The organism is Achromobacter pulmonis (assembly GCF_902859765.1).
Lineage (GTDB): Bacteria > Pseudomonadota > Gammaproteobacteria > Burkholderiales > Burkholderiaceae_B > Achromobacter > Achromobacter pulmonis.
This window is the reverse complement of sequence record NZ_CADIJV010000026.1, coordinates 65,328-81,236: the sequence shown is the minus strand read 5'-3', so window position 1 is coordinate 81,236 and position 15,909 is coordinate 65,328. Positions and strand designations below refer to the sequence as shown.

The 15,909-nt window shown below is 66.5% G+C and carries 17 protein-coding genes; 11 read left to right on the top strand and 6 right to left on the bottom strand.

Annotated elements, in window-relative coordinates:
- The 3 genes from sctD to HV701_RS19980 form a co-directional block, all read left to right on the top strand.
- Nucleotides 1-981: type III secretion system inner membrane ring subunit SctD (gene sctD, locus HV701_RS19990; RefSeq protein ID WP_254595219.1), on the top strand; the 981-nt coding region annotated here is incomplete at its 5' end.
- A gap of 22 nt (nt 982-1,003) precedes the next feature.
- Nucleotides 1,004-1,261: an EscE/YscE/SsaE family type III secretion system needle protein co-chaperone gene (locus tag HV701_RS19985; protein ID WP_175134755.1), complete on the top strand. Its 258-nt coding sequence runs from the start codon at nt 1,004-1,006 to the stop codon at nt 1,259-1,261.
- Between the two features lie 10 nt (nt 1,262-1,271).
- Complete coding sequence (locus HV701_RS19980; protein ID WP_025137564.1) at nt 1,272-1,538, top strand: EscF/YscF/HrpA family type III secretion system needle major subunit; 267 nt, start codon at nt 1,272-1,274, stop codon at nt 1,536-1,538.
- 33 nt (nt 1,539-1,571) lie between these two features.
- Here the strand turns inward: HV701_RS19980 and HV701_RS19975 are convergent, their stop codons facing one another.
- Nucleotides 1,572-2,015, bottom strand: coding sequence for a CesT family type III secretion system chaperone (locus HV701_RS19975; RefSeq protein WP_254595218.1), 444 nt, complete (start codon nt 2,013-2,015; stop codon nt 1,572-1,574).
- Nucleotides 2,016-2,179: 164 nt separating this feature from the next.
- Between HV701_RS19975 and HV701_RS19970 the strand changes: the two genes are divergently transcribed.
- Together HV701_RS19970 and HV701_RS19965 are read left to right on the top strand one after the other, a co-directional pair.
- On the top strand, nt 2,180-3,097 hold the full coding sequence (locus tag HV701_RS19970; protein WP_175134754.1) for a hypothetical protein: 918 nt from the start codon (nt 2,180-2,182) through the stop codon (nt 3,095-3,097).
- Nucleotides 3,094-4,884, top strand: coding sequence for a patatin-like phospholipase family protein (locus HV701_RS19965; RefSeq protein WP_175134753.1), 1,791 nt, complete (start codon nt 3,094-3,096; stop codon nt 4,882-4,884). Before HV701_RS19970 ends, HV701_RS19965 begins: the two co-directional genes overlap by 4 nt.
- Nucleotides 4,885-4,901: 17 nt before the next feature.
- Here HV701_RS19965 and HV701_RS19960 read toward each other — a convergent pair whose 3' ends face one another.
- The 4 genes from HV701_RS19960 to HV701_RS19945 all read right to left on the bottom strand — a co-directional run bounded on the left by HV701_RS19960 (nt 4,902) and on the right by HV701_RS19945 (nt 9,181).
- Nucleotides 4,902-6,380, bottom strand: coding sequence for a glutamate-cysteine ligase family protein (locus tag HV701_RS19960; RefSeq protein WP_175134752.1), 1,479 nt, complete (start codon nt 6,378-6,380; stop codon nt 4,902-4,904).
- 151 nt (nt 6,381-6,531) lie between these two features.
- A complete protein-coding gene (locus HV701_RS19955) occupies nt 6,532-7,437 on the bottom strand; it encodes a LysR substrate-binding domain-containing protein (protein WP_175134751.1) in 906 nt (301 codons plus the stop codon).
- Nucleotides 7,438-7,514: 77 nt separating this feature from the next.
- Nucleotides 7,515-8,165, bottom strand: a complete 651-nt coding sequence (locus HV701_RS19950) for a DsbA family oxidoreductase (protein WP_175134750.1) — start codon at nt 8,163-8,165, stop codon at nt 7,515-7,517.
- 122 nt (nt 8,166-8,287) lie between these two features.
- Complete coding sequence (locus HV701_RS19945; RefSeq protein ID WP_175134749.1) at nt 8,288-9,181, bottom strand: LysR family transcriptional regulator; 894 nt, start codon at nt 9,179-9,181, stop codon at nt 8,288-8,290.
- Nucleotides 9,182-9,326: 145 nt separating this feature from the next.
- Here HV701_RS19945 and HV701_RS19940 point away from each other — a divergent pair, with 145 nt between their 5' ends.
- The 6 genes from HV701_RS19940 (at nt 9,327) to HV701_RS19915 (ending at nt 15,118) form a co-directional block, all read left to right on the top strand.
- On the top strand, nt 9,327-10,262 hold the full coding sequence (locus HV701_RS19940) for a 3-hydroxyacyl-CoA dehydrogenase family protein (protein WP_175134748.1): 936 nt from the start codon (nt 9,327-9,329) through the stop codon (nt 10,260-10,262).
- 108 nt (nt 10,263-10,370) lie between these two features.
- A complete protein-coding gene (locus HV701_RS19935; protein ID WP_175134747.1) occupies nt 10,371-10,961 on the top strand; it encodes a TRAP transporter small permease in 591 nt (196 codons plus the stop codon).
- Complete coding sequence (locus HV701_RS19930; protein WP_175134746.1) at nt 10,958-12,229, top strand: TRAP transporter large permease; 1,272 nt, start codon at nt 10,958-10,960, stop codon at nt 12,227-12,229. The genes HV701_RS19935 and HV701_RS19930 overlap by 4 nt, the downstream gene beginning before the upstream one ends.
- Before the next feature lie 71 nt (nt 12,230-12,300).
- Complete coding sequence (locus tag HV701_RS19925; protein ID WP_175134745.1) at nt 12,301-13,299, top strand: TRAP transporter substrate-binding protein; 999 nt, start codon at nt 12,301-12,303, stop codon at nt 13,297-13,299.
- Between the two features lie 29 nt (nt 13,300-13,328).
- Entirely contained in the window at nt 13,329-14,162 is an 834-nt protein-coding gene (locus HV701_RS19920; RefSeq protein WP_175134744.1) for an NAD-dependent epimerase/dehydratase family protein, read from the top strand.
- 41 nt (nt 14,163-14,203) lie between these two features.
- A complete protein-coding gene (locus tag HV701_RS19915; protein WP_175134743.1) occupies nt 14,204-15,118 on the top strand; it encodes an SMP-30/gluconolactonase/LRE family protein in 915 nt (304 codons plus the stop codon).
- 10 nt (nt 15,119-15,128) lie between these two features.
- Here the strand turns inward: HV701_RS19915 and HV701_RS19910 are convergent, their stop codons facing one another.
- Nucleotides 15,129-15,890 (bottom strand): putative nucleotide-diphospho-sugar transferase, encoded by a 762-nt coding sequence (locus HV701_RS19910; RefSeq protein WP_236755133.1) that lies wholly within the window; start codon nt 15,888-15,890, stop codon nt 15,129-15,131.
- Nucleotides 15,891-15,909 lie beyond the last annotated feature (19 nt).

The window sequence follows — 15,909 nt, the reverse complement described above, 5'->3', positions numbered from 1 at the left end:
CCGCCGCCCGAGACTGCCGCGCCGGCCGCCGGCGCGGCGCGCCCGCAGGAACGCCGTCCGCCTCCCCCGGCCCCGGTGCGCCGCAAGCGCGACTCGTGGCCGATGCTGCTGGGCCTGGGCGCGGTGGCACTGACCATCATCGTGGCCATCTTCCTGGCCCTGATGCCGCCATCGACCGCCAGCCGCGCGCCGCAGGTCGACCCGCGCCTGGCCGCCGCCGAGAAGTCCGTGGGGCAGATTTCCGCCATCTTCGAACGCATGGGCCTGGCCTCGCGGCTGCACGTTTCGATGTCGCGCAATGGCACAGTGACGGTGTCGGGCTGGGTCCGCAATGCGGCCGAGCAGGATGCCGTGGCGGCAGCGCTGTCGCAGGTCTGGCCGATGCCGGCGATGCGCATCAGCAATGAAGACGAAGTCGTGCGCACGGCCCGCGGCGCGCTGCGCGCCTTCAATGTGCGCTACGAACCGCGCTACGAAGGCGACGGCCGGCTGGTGGTGGCCGGCATCGCCAGCAGCGCGCGCGAACGCGCCTCGGCGCTGGACGCGCTGCGGGCGCAGTTGCCCGGCATGACGGTGCTGGGCAACGACATTGCCTTGACGCAGCAGCTCAGCGATACGCTGTCGAGCCAGTTGGTGGACGCCGGCCTGTCCGGCATCACCCTGGCCTGGAAGCCGGACCATCTGGAAATCGCGGCCGGCGCGCTCGATGACGACCAGCAGGCGCGCCTGCGCGAGGTGCTGGACGACTTCAACCAGCGCCACCTGGGCGTGGCGCGGCTGGCCGCCGCCAGCGCCGCGCCGACCGCCGACAGCGTGCCCTTCGTGATCCGCAGCGTCGTCGGCGGACCGCAACCCTTTGTCGTTTTGGAAGACGGCAGTAAGCTGCTGGTCGGCGGCGTCTACCGCAAGTACCGCCTGGTCGCCGTGGAAAACACCCGCATCATCTTCGAAGGCCCGCGCACCGCCATCGTGACGCGCTGACTCCCTAACCGCTCCCGCCCGCATGAACGCTGCCACCGCCCTCACCGAACTGGAACAACGCCTCGCCGGCCCCGACGGCGCGGCGCTGCGCGCCACGCTGGCGCAACGGCTCGCCGCCCTGGAACAACGCGCCTGCCGGCAACTGGACTCGGGCCTGGTGCCCGTCGCGTTCCAGCAATGCCAGGCGGTGGCGCAGGCCGCCGCCGCCGCGCGCGACGTGCTGGCCGAACTTGCGCCGGCCGCCGAGCCCGGCGCCTCCCCTTTTCCCCTGACCCGCTAGGAGACACAACATGGCCCTGAACGGACTGACCGGCTCGTCCGGCCTGAATTTCAACAGTGTCAACAACACCATCTACGACAGCATCCGCTCGCAAGAAAGCAATCTGCAGACGACCTTGTCGAACATGCGCACCAACGCCGACGGCAGCGTATCGCAGGCCGACATGCTGAAGATGCAGCAGCAGGTGCAGCAGTGGACCATGCTGATCGAGATCCAGAGCACCATCACCAAGCAGATCGCGGATTCGCTCAAGGGCGTCATCCAGAAGGCCAGCTGAACCGGGCAGCGGCGCGGCGCGCGCGCCGGCGCCCTAGACCGACTGCATCATGAAGGCGGGATTGCGCCGCGGCGCGTCGTCCTGGGGCGCCGCGCGCGCGATGCGTTTTTCCCAGGCCTCGACCTGATCGAGCAGCGCCTCGATGGCGGCCAGCAGCGCTTGCGCCCCGCATTGTTCGCGCGCGATGCCCAGTTGCAGATGCATGCGGCCGTCGGGCGCGGCGCAGGCCACCACGCCGCCTGCGGCCTGCAGGAAATTGCCCTGCGCCGCCAGCAAGGCCTGGGCGCCGTCCATCCTGCCCCCGCCCACCGCACACGACAGCAGGATCTGGCCGCGCGCGCCATGCCCCATCAGCTGCACCAGATGACGGCCATCGAACGCCAGTTGGCACAGCCCGCCCTCGGCGGGCGCCAGGGCGGGGATGCCGAGCGCCTGGCCAAGCTCGGATAGCACCTGGGCGAAGTGGGAATCTGACACGGTAGCGGTATGGCGCCGCTGGCCGCTATCAGGCGCGACATCCGGGCGCGAAATTGAAGAGTCGGCATTATCGCATCCGTAATGCGCGAATCCCAAGCGTCGGCAGGGAACCCGCGGGCGGCCTGCTGTTACTCAAGGCGTGATTCCCACTTCGCGAGTTCATCATGGCGCTCAACTCCCTCTTCGACATCGCGCAGGCCGCCGCGCAGTACACGGACGCGCATTTCCACGCGGGCGACACGCAATCGCCGGCGCAATGGGCGGTGCCGCTGGACGAACACCACCAGATCGGCATGACGCGCAATGCGCAGGACGGCAGCGTCGTGCTCAGCGCCTGGCGCCATGCCTTCGGCGATGCCCCCGGCTTCGACGACCCGCAGGGCGAGGCGCTGTTGCGCCGCAGCTTCGATACGCGCCTGGCCGCCGGCCTGATCGGCGGCATCTCTCCGGAATTGGGACCCAGCCTCAGCCTGCCGCTGTTTGCGCCCTGCGATGCGCAGGCGCTGCACGACATCGCCGAGCACCTGCTGCGAACGCTGGACAGCCTGCACCACGATGCGCCGCAGACCGCGCCGTCCATCCCGCCTTTGCCGCGCGGCCCGCAGGGCGACGCCCGCCAGGCCGAGCGCGACCTGGCCCGCCTGGCCCGGGCCTGCGGGCTGGAAACGCTGCCGGCCGGCGCGCGCCAGTTCGACCTGCTGTTTGACGACCTGCCCGGCCGCGTCACGCTGCATCCCTCCAACCGGCTGCTGGTGACGGACTTCTTCCTGCACGATGCCGCCGCCCTGCAAGGCTCGCTGCGCCGCGCCGTCATCAAAAGCGCCTTGCTGATCAACCAGAACGCGTTGCGCGGCCATGCCTACGCGGTCGGCCTGGACAGCCGCCAATTCATCACCGCCACCGGTCGCATCGGGCTCGAACGGCTCGATGAGGAAACCTGGCCACGCTGGTTGCAGTACCAGGTCACGCAAGCGCTCGACACCCGCGCGCTGGTGCGTGGCCTGGCGCTCGAAGGCGCGCAGATCTCGTATGGCGCCCCCGCCGCCGCCAGCGGCGCCCCGCTTCCGGGAGCCCTGGCATGAACAATATCTCCAGCGCCATCCAGAACAGTGCCGCCGCCACCGTCTGGCAGCCGCCCGCGCAGCCCCCCACTTCATTGCTGGGCCAGCTCAAGGGGCTGTTCGTCACGCCCGACCGCGACGGCGCGCACCTGGACGCGGCCCGGCAATCGTTCCAGCAGTATTTCGAGCAGGAGACCAGCGCCCTCGCCAACATGATGGGCCCCAAGGGCATCGAGCATTTCGCCAGCGACGTGCAGACCCGGTTCGACGCCATCGTCCAGCGCACCTTCGACGCCTTGCCGCGCAAGGAAGACGGCTCGGTCGGCGGCAAGGACTTCGCCAGCGCCATGAAGTCCGCCGGCAAGCAGGCGGCGATGGCGCTGGATCGCCTCAAGGTCGACGCGGCCCGCTCCGAACTGCTTTCCAACCTGGCTCCGGTGGACACGCGGCCGCAGATCATTCCGCGCGGCAACAAGTTCGTCGTCATCCGCCCCGCGCCGCAGCTTGAGAACATGGTGCTGCGCGGCGGCGGCGCCAAGGGCATCGGTTACAGCGCGGGACCGGACCAGATGGAAAAGGCCGGCATGCTGGCCGGCGTCAAGCACCTGGCCGGCTCGTCGGCGGGCGCGCTTACCGCAACCTGCCTGGCCGCCGGCCTGAGCGCGGCCCAATTCGAAAAAGGCCCGGCCGAAACGCTGTTCCGGCCGGGCGTGCTGGATGCGCTGCGCGGCGGCGGCGACCTGGCGCGCGTCTACCCGGATCTGCAGCTGGAGGGCGGCCTGGCGCCGGCCGTCAACTCGCTCAAAGCGGTGGACCAGGCCACCATGCATAGCGTGCAAAGCTATCTGTCGGCGCACTGGAATACCGAGGCCTTCCAGGACAAGCTGGTGGCGCTGGCCGACCGCGGGCAGCTGGACGGGCGGCAGCTCGAGCGCCTGACCACCCTGCAGCAGTTGCCCGACCTGGACCAGGCCCACAAAGACAACATGATCACGTTCGGCGACCTCAAGCTGCTGAACCAGCTGGCGCCGGAGAAATTCAAGCAGCTCACCCTTACCGGCTGGAACAAGACCGACCAACGCGAAGAGTACTTCAGCGCCGAGACCACGCCAGACATGCCGGTGGCATATGCCGCGCGCATTTCCATGGCCTTTCCAGTCGCCTTCAAGGCGGTAGCGATGGAAAGTCCCGATCAAGGCAGGAAGGTCTACGCCGACGGCGGCATCGGCAGCAACATGCCCTCCGAAGTCTTCACCCACCCGGCCAATGCCCAGGGCGTGCCGACCGCGCTGACCGGCGAGGCGCTGGCGCAGACGCAGGCCCGCACCCTGCTGCTGACCTTCGACCAGAACGGCAAGGCCTACCAAATCATGCACGGCGGTCCGCCGCAGCGGCCCGAGCCCGGCGTGCTGGGCAAGATCAAGTCATTCTTCGTCAATCTGATCACCAGCCATCCCGATCAGGCCGCCACCGGCGTGGCGGACCGGATCAAGATCCGCGACGCCGGGCCCAATGCGCTGCCCGTGTTCCATGGCAGCATCGGCACGCTGACCTCGAGCATCAGCGACGAGACCCAGCACCAGGCCCATATGCTGTCGGCCTGGAAGTCGCTGGAACAGATCGATGCCCGGACCCAGCAGGCCTACGCCATGGAATGCGACAACCTGGAGGAGCTGGCCGGTCTGCTGACCGACGACGAAAAGCAGGCGCTGCGCAGCGGCGCGGCGCTGGATGGTCCGCAACAGCAACTGCTGGCCCTGCTGGATGCGGATCAGGCGCCCGGACCGAATCCGATGCTGCGCGTCTGAGCGCGCCCGCCTGACGCTCAGAGCGGCAGCACGGCCCTGGCGCGGCACACCCGCGCCAGCCGGTCGGAAGCGCCCGCGTGTTCGCGCCACAAGCGCAGCAGGCGGTCCGCGCCGGTGCTGCGCGCCTCCACGGCATAGTTCGCATAGGCCAGCCAATGGCGCTCATGCGGCGCCAGCCCGGCCTCGGCCACCGCCAGCACCTCGGTGGCCAGGTCGAGCACGGCGGCATCGTGCAGCGCATCGCGGATCGCATCGGCGCGCATGGCGCGCAACCGCAGCCACCCCCATGACCGCAGCAGATCCTCGGCCTGCGACAGGTTGCGCATCAGCCCCAACTGCAGGGCGGACGGCGCCATCACTCGCGTGGCCGCCACCTGCGCGCCGGCCTCGTCCAACAGCTGCGCGTCGGCGAACCCCGCCCCCGGCGCGCGACCCTCGATATAGCCGCTGGCGCCCAGGCGTTCATACAGGTCCTCGATGCCGCCCGGCTGACGCCAGGCCTCGCGCAGCGCCTCCAGCGGCAGCGGCGCCGCCAGCCGGTAGCGCCAGCGCGCATCGAGAAAATGCGCGAACTGCGAATACTCGAAATGCCCGCCCTGCGGCGCGACCGTCACCCATTCGCCGGTATCCGAACGCCGCCCGCGCCAGCCATCGGAGGCCAGGAATGCCGCCAGCGACGGCGCCCCGCTCAGGTATACGCCGGTGGCGGACTTGTAGCCTTCGTCCGCCGCCAGCGGCAGGCAGCGGCTGGCCGTGCCCGGCGCGAACATCCAGCGGAAATAGTCGCCCAGGTCCACGAACGGACGTTCAGGCAAGCGCTGCAGATAGTGATCGCCGGCATAGCGCGAATGGCGGAACATGCGGTCCCATACCGTCAGTCGGTTTTCCTTCAACCCGGTGACGCGGCCGTTCTCCAGCGGGCTGTTGGCAAACAGCGCAATGCTGGCGGGGGCCAGTGCCAGCACCACGTTCAACGCCCGCGCGGCCTGCCCGACCGCCACCGATGTGCAGGGACTGTTCTGGGCCTTGGCGTCGATGCCGACGCGATGCAGCCATTCCCTGTGGCCAACCAGCTCGCGGTAGATCGGACGCGGCACGTGCGCCGCCGCATACCAGCGCGGATCCAGGGTGCAATCCGGGTGTTCCGAGGCGTTCAGCAATAGCGCGTCCTCGCCGGCCAGCGCATCGCAGGCATCGCGCAATTCGCGGCTGGCGCGCCGCGCCAGTTCCGCCAGGCCGCCCTGCGTCTCGGACACCGGCGCGAACGCGGTTTCCAGCAGGTTGAAACCATTGTCCAGCCCGCTCTCGCCGGCCGCGACCGACACACTGACGGCGCGCTCGCCAATGCGCGCCACTTGGGGGGCTTCCCCGCGCGCGGCCTTGATGGCGGCGAGCGACTCGAAATAGCCTCCCACCAGGTGGCTGGCGCCGCTGTCGCGCCGCGCCACCGCCATTTCCATCTCCAGTCCCAGCGTCTGCCCGGCGCGTGGCGTCATCGCGCCGCTCCCGCGGGGTGCGCGGCGGCATGGCGCTTACGGACTCGGACAAAGACGGCGGACATGGCGGGTAGAACTCCTGGAGCAATCTGCACAATGAGGGATTAGTAACACGGCACGGGCCCGCGTTCCGCGCGGGCGCGGCGCCGGCTCAGACAAGGTTCGCCATGCCCTGGAAACGCCGCGTCAGGATTTCCACAAAGGCCTCGGTCACAACCGACGGCGCCGTCTGCGCCGGATAGGCCATGCAGACCCGCACCGGCAGCCTGGGAGAGAACGGCCGGATCGCCAGTTGCTGCGCGAAGACCTCGGCAATGTAAGGATTGACGATCCCCAGGCCCGTGCCCGCCGCGGCCAGCGCGCAGATCGTCGAGGAATAGGTGGTCTCGATCTCGGACGCCGGCTGCACATGATGCGCCAGCATCGCGCCGCGCAACTGCAGATAGACATCGTCGTCGGCGTTCAACACCAGCAGGCGGCGCTCGTTCAGGTCGGAAATACCGATGGCCGGCAGGGTGGCAAGCGGATGATCCGGCCGCATCACGCAGACCGCCGCGCTCTCGTGCAGGCTCTGCAGCGCCAGGTGCGCGCCGTCCAGCGGCACCGTCGTCACCACGACGTCATAGGTGCCGTGCAGCAGGCCCTCGCGCAGATATTGGCTGCCCACCGTCTGCATGTTGATGTGCACGTCGGGATAACGTTGCGCGAATTCCTCGACCGCGCCCGGCAGCATGCCCAGGCCCAGCGCCGGCGTGCAGGCCAGCCGCAATACGCCGCTGCCGCTGCGGCGCATGGCGGCGACGCGATCCTCGATGCGTTCCAGGCCGACGAAGTGCCGCTTGACCGTGTCGAACAGGTCCTTGGCTTCGCGGGTCGGCCGCAGGCGGCCGCGCTCCATATCGAACAGTTTCAGGCCGCTGGCCTGCTGCGCCTGCGCCAGCAGGCGGCTGATCGACGGTTGCGTGGTGCGCAGCATCTGCGCCGCGCCGGTAGTGGTGCCGGCCAGCATTACCGCATGGAAGGCTTCGATCTGACGGAAATTCAGCGGTCGGCTCATGGTTGCGCAGTGTATGGCAAATCTGCATAGCCTATACCGAAAAATATGTCTTCCGGCCGCCACGCGGCGCGGGCGTCTCAGCCCTCGCGCGCCACCTGGCGCAGCGCCTGCTCGAACACGTCGGGCGGTTGACCGCCCGAGACCAGGTACTTGCCGTTAAGGATCACCGACGGCACCGAAGTGATGCCCCGGTCGCGCCACACGGCCTCTTCCTTGCGCACCGCTTCGGCATAGCGGCCCGACGCCAGCACCGCGCGCGCCTCGGCCGCGTCCAGGCCGGCATCGGCCGCCGCCTGCACCAGCACCTCGACATCGCTGGTGTCCTGGTTGTCGTAATGATAGGTCTCCAGCAGGCGCTTTTTCAGCGCCGTCTGGCTGCCCTGGCCTTCCAGGCCGGCCCAATGCAGCAGGCGATGCGCGTCAAAGGTATTGAACGACCGGTTGTCGTCCGCCATGCGCATGCGCATGCCGACGGCCGCCGCCCGCTCGCTGATCACTTTGCGGTTGGCCTGCACCTGCTCGCGGCTGTAACCATACTTCGCCATCAACCGTTCGATGGTGTTCTGTCCGCCGCCGGGCATATCGGGGTTCAGTTCGAACGGCTGGAAATGCAGCTCGACCTCGGCCTCATCGCGCACGCGGTCAATGGCGGCCAGCAGGCCGCCCAGGCCAACCGCGCACCAGGGACAGGCAACGTCGGAAACGAAATCGATGGTGATCTTGGACATGACAATCTCCGGGGACAGAGGGTTAGCGTAGAACATGGCGGCACGCGGCCATGCAAAAGCCCTGGGCCCGCCAGGGATTCAGGAAGCCGGCAGCGAACGCTCCCCACGCCGGCCACAGCGGCTCAATCCCCGCCGGCAACCGTCCGCAAGGCATCAATCAGTAACTCCGCCGGCCGCGACAACGAACGGCCCGCCCGCCGCAGGATACCGATGAACCGGTACAGCGGCGGGTCCTCGATCGAAATGCGGCGCAGGCGGTTGGCATCGCCGCTGCGCACCACCAGTTCGGAAAGCACGGCTACCCCCAGCCCCTGGGCCGCCATCGCCATGATGGTCGAGTTGTAGACGGCCTCGTAGGCCGCCGGCAGCGAGATCCGGTGCTTGTCGGCCGCGGCTTCGATATGCATGCGGATGCTGCTTTCCCTGACCGGCAGAATCAGCGGCGGCCCGGCCAGTTCCCTGAGCGTCACGCTGTCGCGCGTGGTCCACGGATAGTCGGGCGCGACGAAGGCGCAGAAGCGGTCGGTCATCAACTTTTCCCACACCAGTTCCTGGTCGCGCTTGACCGGGCTGCCCACGCCGAAATCCACCTCGCCATTGCGGATCAGGTAGGTCAGGCGGGCCGCGACGGTGTCGCGTATGCGCACGGTGATACGCGGGTATTCACGGTTCAGCCGATGAATCGCGCGAGGCAACAGGCCAGCGGCTACCGACGGCAAGGCCGCGACGGTCACCGTGCCGCGATCCGGATCGTTCGCATCCCGGGCGTAAGTGACCAGGTCTTCGATTTCCACGACCAGGCGTTCGATGCGGGAGAAAAGCTCCTGGCCCTGAGGCGTGAGATTGACGCTTCTGCGGTTGCGATCAAACAACTGCGTCCGCAAGTGTGTCTCGAGCTGCTGGATCTGGATCGTCAGTGCCGACTGGGAAATGTTCAGTTCGTATGCGGCGCGCGTGAAATTGCCAAGGCGCGCAATGGCAAGAAATGCACGCAACTGCTTGAGATCGCCGAGCATTAACGAAATCTCCCCATTGAATTCAGTGGCCGGCGAGTTATTTGTTTTTTTGAAAACTCTATTCGTTTATTTGAATTTTACCAATCACAAGCACCTCGGTAAATTGTGCCCCAGCACTTGACCAAGCCTTAATACGGGGAAAGAGATGTCCAACATCAGCAAGGTGGTTGTGGTGGGCGGTGGCACCATGGGATGCGCGATCGCCGCCATGTTCGACGTGGCGGGGTGGCGTGTCCATGTGGCCGAATCGGCAACGGCGGCCCGCCGTGCCGTACCCGCGAAAGTGCGGGCGGCCCGACAGGCGCTAGGCGCCGAAGGCGACGCAGAGTCGCTTGTCGTGCACGGCACGCTGGCCGATATCGACTGGAACGGCGTCGACATCGTCATTGAATGCGTGTTCGAGGATCTGGCGCTCAAGCAGGCCGTCTTCGCCGAACTCGAAGCCCTGTGTCCGGCCCCGACGCCGCTGACCAGCAACTCCTCCAGTTTCCCCATCAGCCGGATCGGCGCGGACCTCTCCACGCAGCGCCGGATGCTGGGGCTGCACTTCTTCATGCCCGCGCATCTGGTGCCGGCGGTCGAAGTGGTAAGCAGCGCCGTTTCCGACCCCGGAATCGCCCGGCAGGTCAGCGACATCATGCGCGGCGTCGGCAAGAAGCCCATCCGCGTCAAGCGCGATATTCCCGGCTTTCTCGCCAACCGGATCCAGCATGCCTTGATGCGCGAAGCCATCGCCCTGGTCGAAGAAGATTTCGCCTCGGCCGAGGACGTCGACGCCGCGGTTCGCTACGGCTTTGGATTCCGCTACATCGCCGCCGGCCCGTTGCTGCAAAAGGACCTGGCAGGCATCGACATCCATTGCGCCGCCGCCACCACGATGTACCCGTACCTGCGCACCGACCAGGCGCCCAGCGCCTACATGCGCAAGCTGGTGGACGACGGTGACATCGGCGTCAAATCGGCCAGCCTGCGCGGGTTCTACCAATGGACGCCCGAGCAGGTCGCCATCGAGCAGCAGCGCTACGAAACCGCGCTGCGCAAGGCCGCCCGCATCCTTGCCGATGAGGAGAACCATCGCTGACGCTGCGCGCAAGACCGAAGCGCCAACCTAAAAAAACAACCGTTGGCAATACCGACCACCACCAAGGGGAGACTTGATGACACCACACCACCAGACCGGGGAGGCCTTATGAGCGAACGCTGCGCCTCCCACGAGAAATTCCTGGCACTGCAACGCACCATGCTCGCCATCAACAACCTGGCGGAAAAGTGCGCCGGCCTGTTCCTGCTGGGCATGCTCATTGCCATTTCGGTATCCGTTTTCGCGCGGCTGCTCTACACCTACACCGGCATCCCGCTGACGACACCATGGGCCGAAGAGCTTGCGCGCTATCTGATGGTCGGCAGCGTCTTCATCGGCGGCGCGGCCGCCGCCTACCACCTGCGGCTCATCGGCGTCGACATCTTCGTCAGCCTGGTTCCCAGGCGGCTGGCCCGCTGGCTGCGGCTGGTGTCCCACCTGCTGACCCTGGCGCTGGCCATGCTGCTGGTCTGGAAGTCCGTCCGGCTGATCGAACTCGGGCTGAAGCAATGGTCTCCCGCAATGGAAATGCCCATGGCGTATGTCTATGCGTTGATGGCGATCGGCTGCCTGCTCATGTGCGCCAACACGCTTACGAATGCCGCGAGGGAACTGCTGGACGCGCCGTCGCCGCTGCGCGAGTCGGCGGAAATGGAAGAGGCGATGGAAATCAAGAGCAGTGTCGAGGGGGCATTATGATCCTGGTACTAGGCGTCTCCTTTTTCGCGATCATGCTGATCGGTGCGCCCATCATGACGGCCTTGGGGCTGTCGGCGGCCATGGCCTTGCAGTCGGGCGACAAGTCGCTGTTGATCGTGGCGCAGATGGCGTTCCAGTCGCTGGATTCGTTCAGCCTGATGGCGGTGCCGTTCTTCATCCTCGCGGGCCATCTGATGCAGTCCGGCGGCGTCGCGCGCCGGCTGGTGCAGCTGGCCAACGCCTTCGTCGGCTGGATCCGGGGCGGCCTGGGCGCCGTTGCGGTGCTGACGTCCCTGTTGTTCGCCACGGTATCCGGGTCGTCGTCGGCCACCACCGCCGCGATCGGCTCCGTGCTGATCCCGGAAATGGAAAAAAAGGGCTATCCCCGCTCGTTCGCGGCCTCCATCGCCGCGTCGTCGGGCGAACTTGGCGCCATCATCCCGCCCTCGATTCCGATGGTGGTCTATGCACTGACGGCCAATGTCTCGGTCGGCGCGCTGTTCATCGCGGGGATCCTTCCCGGCTTGCTGATTGCGTTGTCACTGATCCTGACGGTCTGCGTCATTGCCAGCATCAAGGGCTGCGACGAGGTGCGCACGGTCAGCCTGAAAAACTGGACCCGGGGCGTTGTGGCGGCCCTGCGGGACGCAACCCTGGCGCTGATGATGCCCGTCATCATCCTGGGCGGCATCTACGGCGGGCTGTTCACGCCGACCGAAGCTTCTTGCGTGGCGGTGCTGTACGGCCTGGTGCTGGGAATGTTCGTCTACAAGGAAATCACGCCCAGGAACCTGCTGGGCATCTTCGGCCGGGCCGCCGTGATGTCCGCGATCATCCTGCTGATCGTCGCCTTTGCCGCGGTTTTCGCCTATCTGCTGACGATCAACCAGGTGCCGCAACGCGTGGCCGCCATGCTCGGATCGGTCACCACCAGCCCCATCGCCTTCCTGCTGCTGGTGAACGGCATGCTGTTCATCGTCGGCATGTTCATCGAGGCACTGGCCGCGATCCTGATCATCGTTCCGATCCTTGCCCCCATCAGCGTGAGCTTCGGCATCGACCCCTTCCACTTCGGCATGATCGTCATCACCAACCTCGCCGTGGGCATGGTGACGCCCCCGGTGGGCGTGAACCTGTTCGTGGTGTGCGAAGTCGCTCAACTGAAGATGCATGAACTGGCCCGCTACCTGCTCTTGTTCCTCGCGGTCCTGATCATCGACATCCTCATCATCTCTTACATTCCCGCCATCAGTACGGCGTTTCTGTAGGTCGCAACGCCGGGCGCCCGCGCCCGGCCTGAATCGAAATAACAAAACCAGAATCATCCAGGAGACAAAACATGCGCCTGATCAAGACCATTCTCGGCATTGGTGCCGCGAGCCTGCTGCTGCTGTCCACCGCGTCGCACGCCCTGAATATGGACGTGGGCCACACGCTCACCACGGACAGCCCGTTCCACGTCGGCACGCAGAAATTCGCCGACATCCTGAAAGAGAAGTCCAACGGCAAGATCACCGTCACGGTGTTCCCGCATTCGCAGCTGGGCGGCGAAATCACCATGATCCAGGGCGCTGTGGCCGGCGCCACCGACCTGTTCGTGACCGGCCAGCCGGCGCTGAACAACGTGGTGAAGGAATTCCTGGTCTTCGACGTGCCCTTCCTGTTCGACAACGTCCAGCAAGCCAACGAAATCCTGGCAGGACCGGTCGGTGACAAGTTCATGGACATCCTGCCCAAGTATGGCCTGGTCGGCCTGGGCTGGTTCTCGGCCATCGAGCGCAACGTCTTCGGCGACCGCGCCATCAACACCGCGGCCGATCTGAAGGGCATGAAGATCCGCGTCATCCAGTCGCCCGGCTATGTCGAGAGCTACAAGACGCTGGGCGCGCAAGCCACCCCGATGGCCTACTCCGAGCTGTACCTGGCCCTGCAGCAGAAGGTCATCGATGGCGGTGAAACGACACCCGACCAGTTCGTGTCCGACAAGTTCATCGAGGTGTCCAAGTACTTCAACATGACGCATATCAACATCCATCCTGCCCTGCTGGTCATGTCCAAGACGCGCTGGGACGCGCTTTCCGCTGACGAACAGAAAATGGTCAAGGCCGCCGCCGACGAAGCCATGGCCTACGCCCGCGACTACTACAAGAAGGTCTATGACGAAGGCATGAAGACCATGGCGGAAAAAGGCGTGACCGTGGTCTACCCGAGCGATCTCGATTCGCTGGTGCTGGCGACCCGCCCGGTGGTACAAAAACTCGTCGGGCAGGCCCCGAACGGCCAGGCGCTCTATGACGCCGTGATGGCTGCCAAGGCCAAAGCCAAGGCCAACCCGTGAACCTTCCCGGAACCGACACAGGAATGAAGATGACCAGCTTCGCCGAACCAGAGAACCTGCGGGTACTGATCACCGGCGCGGCCGGCAACATCGGCAAATGCCTGCGCACCCAGCTGCGCGGCCGCTATGCCTTGCTGCGCCTGGCCGACATTGCCGAACAGGAGCCCGCCCAGGCGGGCGAGGAAATCTGCACGCTCGACGTGCGCGACATGGCATCCGTCGAGCGCTGCATGGAAGGCATCGACTGCGTCATCCACCTCGCCGGCATCCCGGGCGTGGACACCTGGGACAAGATCCTGCCGATGAACATCGACGGGTGCTACAACGTGTTCGAAGCCGCCCGCCGGCAGCATGTGCCCCGCGTCATCTTCGCCAGCTCGAACCATGCCGTCGGCTACCATCGACGCGAACGCTTTCTCGACAATACCGTGGAGCCCCGGCCCGACTCCCTCTATGGCGTGTCGAAGGTCTTCGGCGAGGCGCTGGGCAGAATGTATGCCGACAAGTACGGCATGTCGGTCGCCTGCCTGCGCATCGGCACGTTCCGCACGCCCGACCACCCGAGCGAGGCCCGGCAACTGCTGACCTGGCTGAGCCACCGCGACATGGCCCAACTGGCGCAACGCTGCATCGAACACGCGTCGTACCACTTCGTGGTGGTCTATGGCGTGTCGAACAACCTGCGCAACCGCTGGGACAACAGCCATGTGAAATTCCTGGGCTACCAGCCGCAGGACGACTCCGAGGTATTCGCCGCGGAGATCCTGGCCAGGGACATCCCCGAGGACCCGATCGCCGCCCAGTTCCATGGCGGCTTCTACTGCCCGCTGGAGTTCGTCGGCACCACCGAACGGATCTCCTGAAACCTCGCCCAGCCCCCTTCATCCGTTGCCACAGGGAAGCCATGTACGCCGCACCGCCAGCCATTGAAGCCGAAGTCTTTGCCCGCCTGCCCGACGTCTTCCGCAAACCGGAAGGCACCTCGGAATGGCATCGCTATCAACCCGGCAACCAACCGCCGCACTCCTTGCTGGAGGGCCCCTCCTTCGATGCCCAGGGCCGCCTATATTGCGTGGACGTGCCCTGGGGCCGCGTGTTCCGGGTCGACCCGCAAGGCCGGTTCGAGCTGATCGCCGAATACGATGGCGAGCCCAACGGCCTGAAGATCCATCGGGACGGCCGCATCTTCATCGCGGACTATGCCTGGGGCATCATGTTGCTCGATCCGCAGACCGGCTCGGTCAAGCCGGTGCTCGAGCGGATCCACCTCGAACGCCTCAAGGCGGTCAACGACCTGGTATTCGCCTCCAATGGCGACCTGTACTTCACCGATCAGGGCCTGACCGGGTGGCATGACCAGACAGGCCGGGTCTTCCGGCGTCGCGCCGACGGGCAGATCGACTGCCTGCTGGACAATATCCCCAGCCCCAATGGCCTGGTGCTGGATCCCGGCGAATCGACCCTGTATGTCGCGGTCACGCGCGCCAATGCCATCTGGCGCGTGCCGCTGACCCGGGAGGGCAAGGTGACCAAGGTCGGCACCTTCATCCAGATGTCCGGCGGAGGCGGCCCCGACGGCCTGGCCATCGACGAGGCAGGCAACCTGGCGGTGGCGCACGTGGGGTTGGGCGCGGTCTGGTTGTTCAGCCACCGTGGCGAACCCATGCTGCGCATCAATTCGCCCTTGGGCGCATTGACGACCAACGTCGCCTTCGGCGGCCCGGACCGCAAGACGCTATACATCACTGAATCCGAATCGGGCTCGATCCTGCGGGCGCCGATGCCGATTGCGGGACGTGTCATGTATTCCGGCGTCTGACCGCGCCCTTTCATTCAAACAGGATCCGCTCGATCGCGCGCACCCGGTCGCGGCGCCGCCGCACCGCGCGCACCGGCCGGCCGAAAATGCGCTTGCGCTGCTTGGCTTCCCGGCTGGCCTGCAGGTGCTCGATGAAAACCTCATCGCACGGCGCGTTGTCGGTCTTGTCGAAGATCCAGCAATAGGCAACCGGCAACCGCGCCTGCCGATAGCGTGGCGCGGCGGACGCGGCATCGCTGGCAAGCAGGCGCTCCAGCACCACCTGATCCCATTCGTCGGGATTGTCCGCGCAGGCCTGCGCCCACGCCTGCAGCAGCTCGGCGGCGGCCGGCGTATGGTTGATGAACAGCGTGCCGCTCAGCAAGTGCCCCTCGGGTTCATGATAGGCGGCGATATCGCAATCCAGCGCGGCCAGCGCCGGCCACGGATCGCGATGGAATACCGCGTCCACGTCGACATACAGTAGCGGCCCGATGTGCTTCCTGCGCATGGCGACCAGCACCGACGGCTTCATGGACGCGTTGCGCACCCAGGACCCGGTGGATTCGATCGGCTCGGCGTCGACCGCAAGCCCCAGCCTCTGCGCCGAGCGCAGCAGGCGGTTCTTTTCCGTCTCGTAAATGCTGTCGCGGGTGAAGAACGCCACCACCATGCCGGTGGCGCTGCCTCGCCGTCCGCCCGGCTCCACCTGGTCGGGCCCGGGAAAGCTCGGCACCATCCGCGTCTGCTCCGCGGACCAGCCGAACCACTTGCGTCGAAACCAATCGAACATGATGCGCCACGCTTCTCAA

Bases quoted from the DNA above. Each gene is read 5' to 3' on its own strand.
- HV701_RS19985 (WP_175134755.1), top strand. From the start codon at position 1,004: ATGAACGCTGCCACCGCCCTCACCGAACTGGAACAACGCCTCGCCGGC.
- HV701_RS19980 (WP_025137564.1), top strand. From the start codon at position 1,272: ATGGCCCTGAACGGACTGACCGGCTCGTCCGGCCTGAATTTCAACAGT.
- HV701_RS19970 (WP_175134754.1), top strand. From the start codon at position 2,180: ATGGCGCTCAACTCCCTCTTCGACATCGCGCAGGCCGCCGCGCAGTAC.
- HV701_RS19965 (WP_175134753.1), top strand. From the start codon at position 3,094: ATGAACAATATCTCCAGCGCCATCCAGAACAGTGCCGCCGCCACCGTC.
- HV701_RS19960 (WP_175134752.1), bottom strand. From the start codon at position 6,380: ATGACGCCACGCGCCGGGCAGACGCTGGGACTGGAGATGGAAATGGCG.
- HV701_RS19955 (WP_175134751.1), bottom strand. From the start codon at position 7,437: ATGAGCCGACCGCTGAATTTCCGTCAGATCGAAGCCTTCCATGCGGTA.
- HV701_RS19950 (WP_175134750.1), bottom strand. From the start codon at position 8,165: ATGTCCAAGATCACCATCGATTTCGTTTCCGACGTTGCCTGTCCCTGG.
- HV701_RS19945 (WP_175134749.1), bottom strand. From the start codon at position 9,181: ATGCTCGGCGATCTCAAGCAGTTGCGTGCATTTCTTGCCATTGCGCGC.
- HV701_RS19940 (WP_175134748.1), top strand. From the start codon at position 9,327: ATGTCCAACATCAGCAAGGTGGTTGTGGTGGGCGGTGGCACCATGGGA.
- HV701_RS19935 (WP_175134747.1), top strand. From the start codon at position 10,371: ATGAGCGAACGCTGCGCCTCCCACGAGAAATTCCTGGCACTGCAACGC.
- HV701_RS19930 (WP_175134746.1), top strand. From the start codon at position 10,958: ATGATCCTGGTACTAGGCGTCTCCTTTTTCGCGATCATGCTGATCGGT.
- HV701_RS19925 (WP_175134745.1), top strand. From the start codon at position 12,301: ATGCGCCTGATCAAGACCATTCTCGGCATTGGTGCCGCGAGCCTGCTG.
- HV701_RS19920 (WP_175134744.1), top strand. From the start codon at position 13,329: ATGACCAGCTTCGCCGAACCAGAGAACCTGCGGGTACTGATCACCGGC.
- HV701_RS19915 (WP_175134743.1), top strand. From the start codon at position 14,204: ATGTACGCCGCACCGCCAGCCATTGAAGCCGAAGTCTTTGCCCGCCTG.
- HV701_RS19910 (WP_236755133.1), bottom strand. From the start codon at position 15,890: ATGTTCGATTGGTTTCGACGCAAGTGGTTCGGCTGGTCCGCGGAGCAG.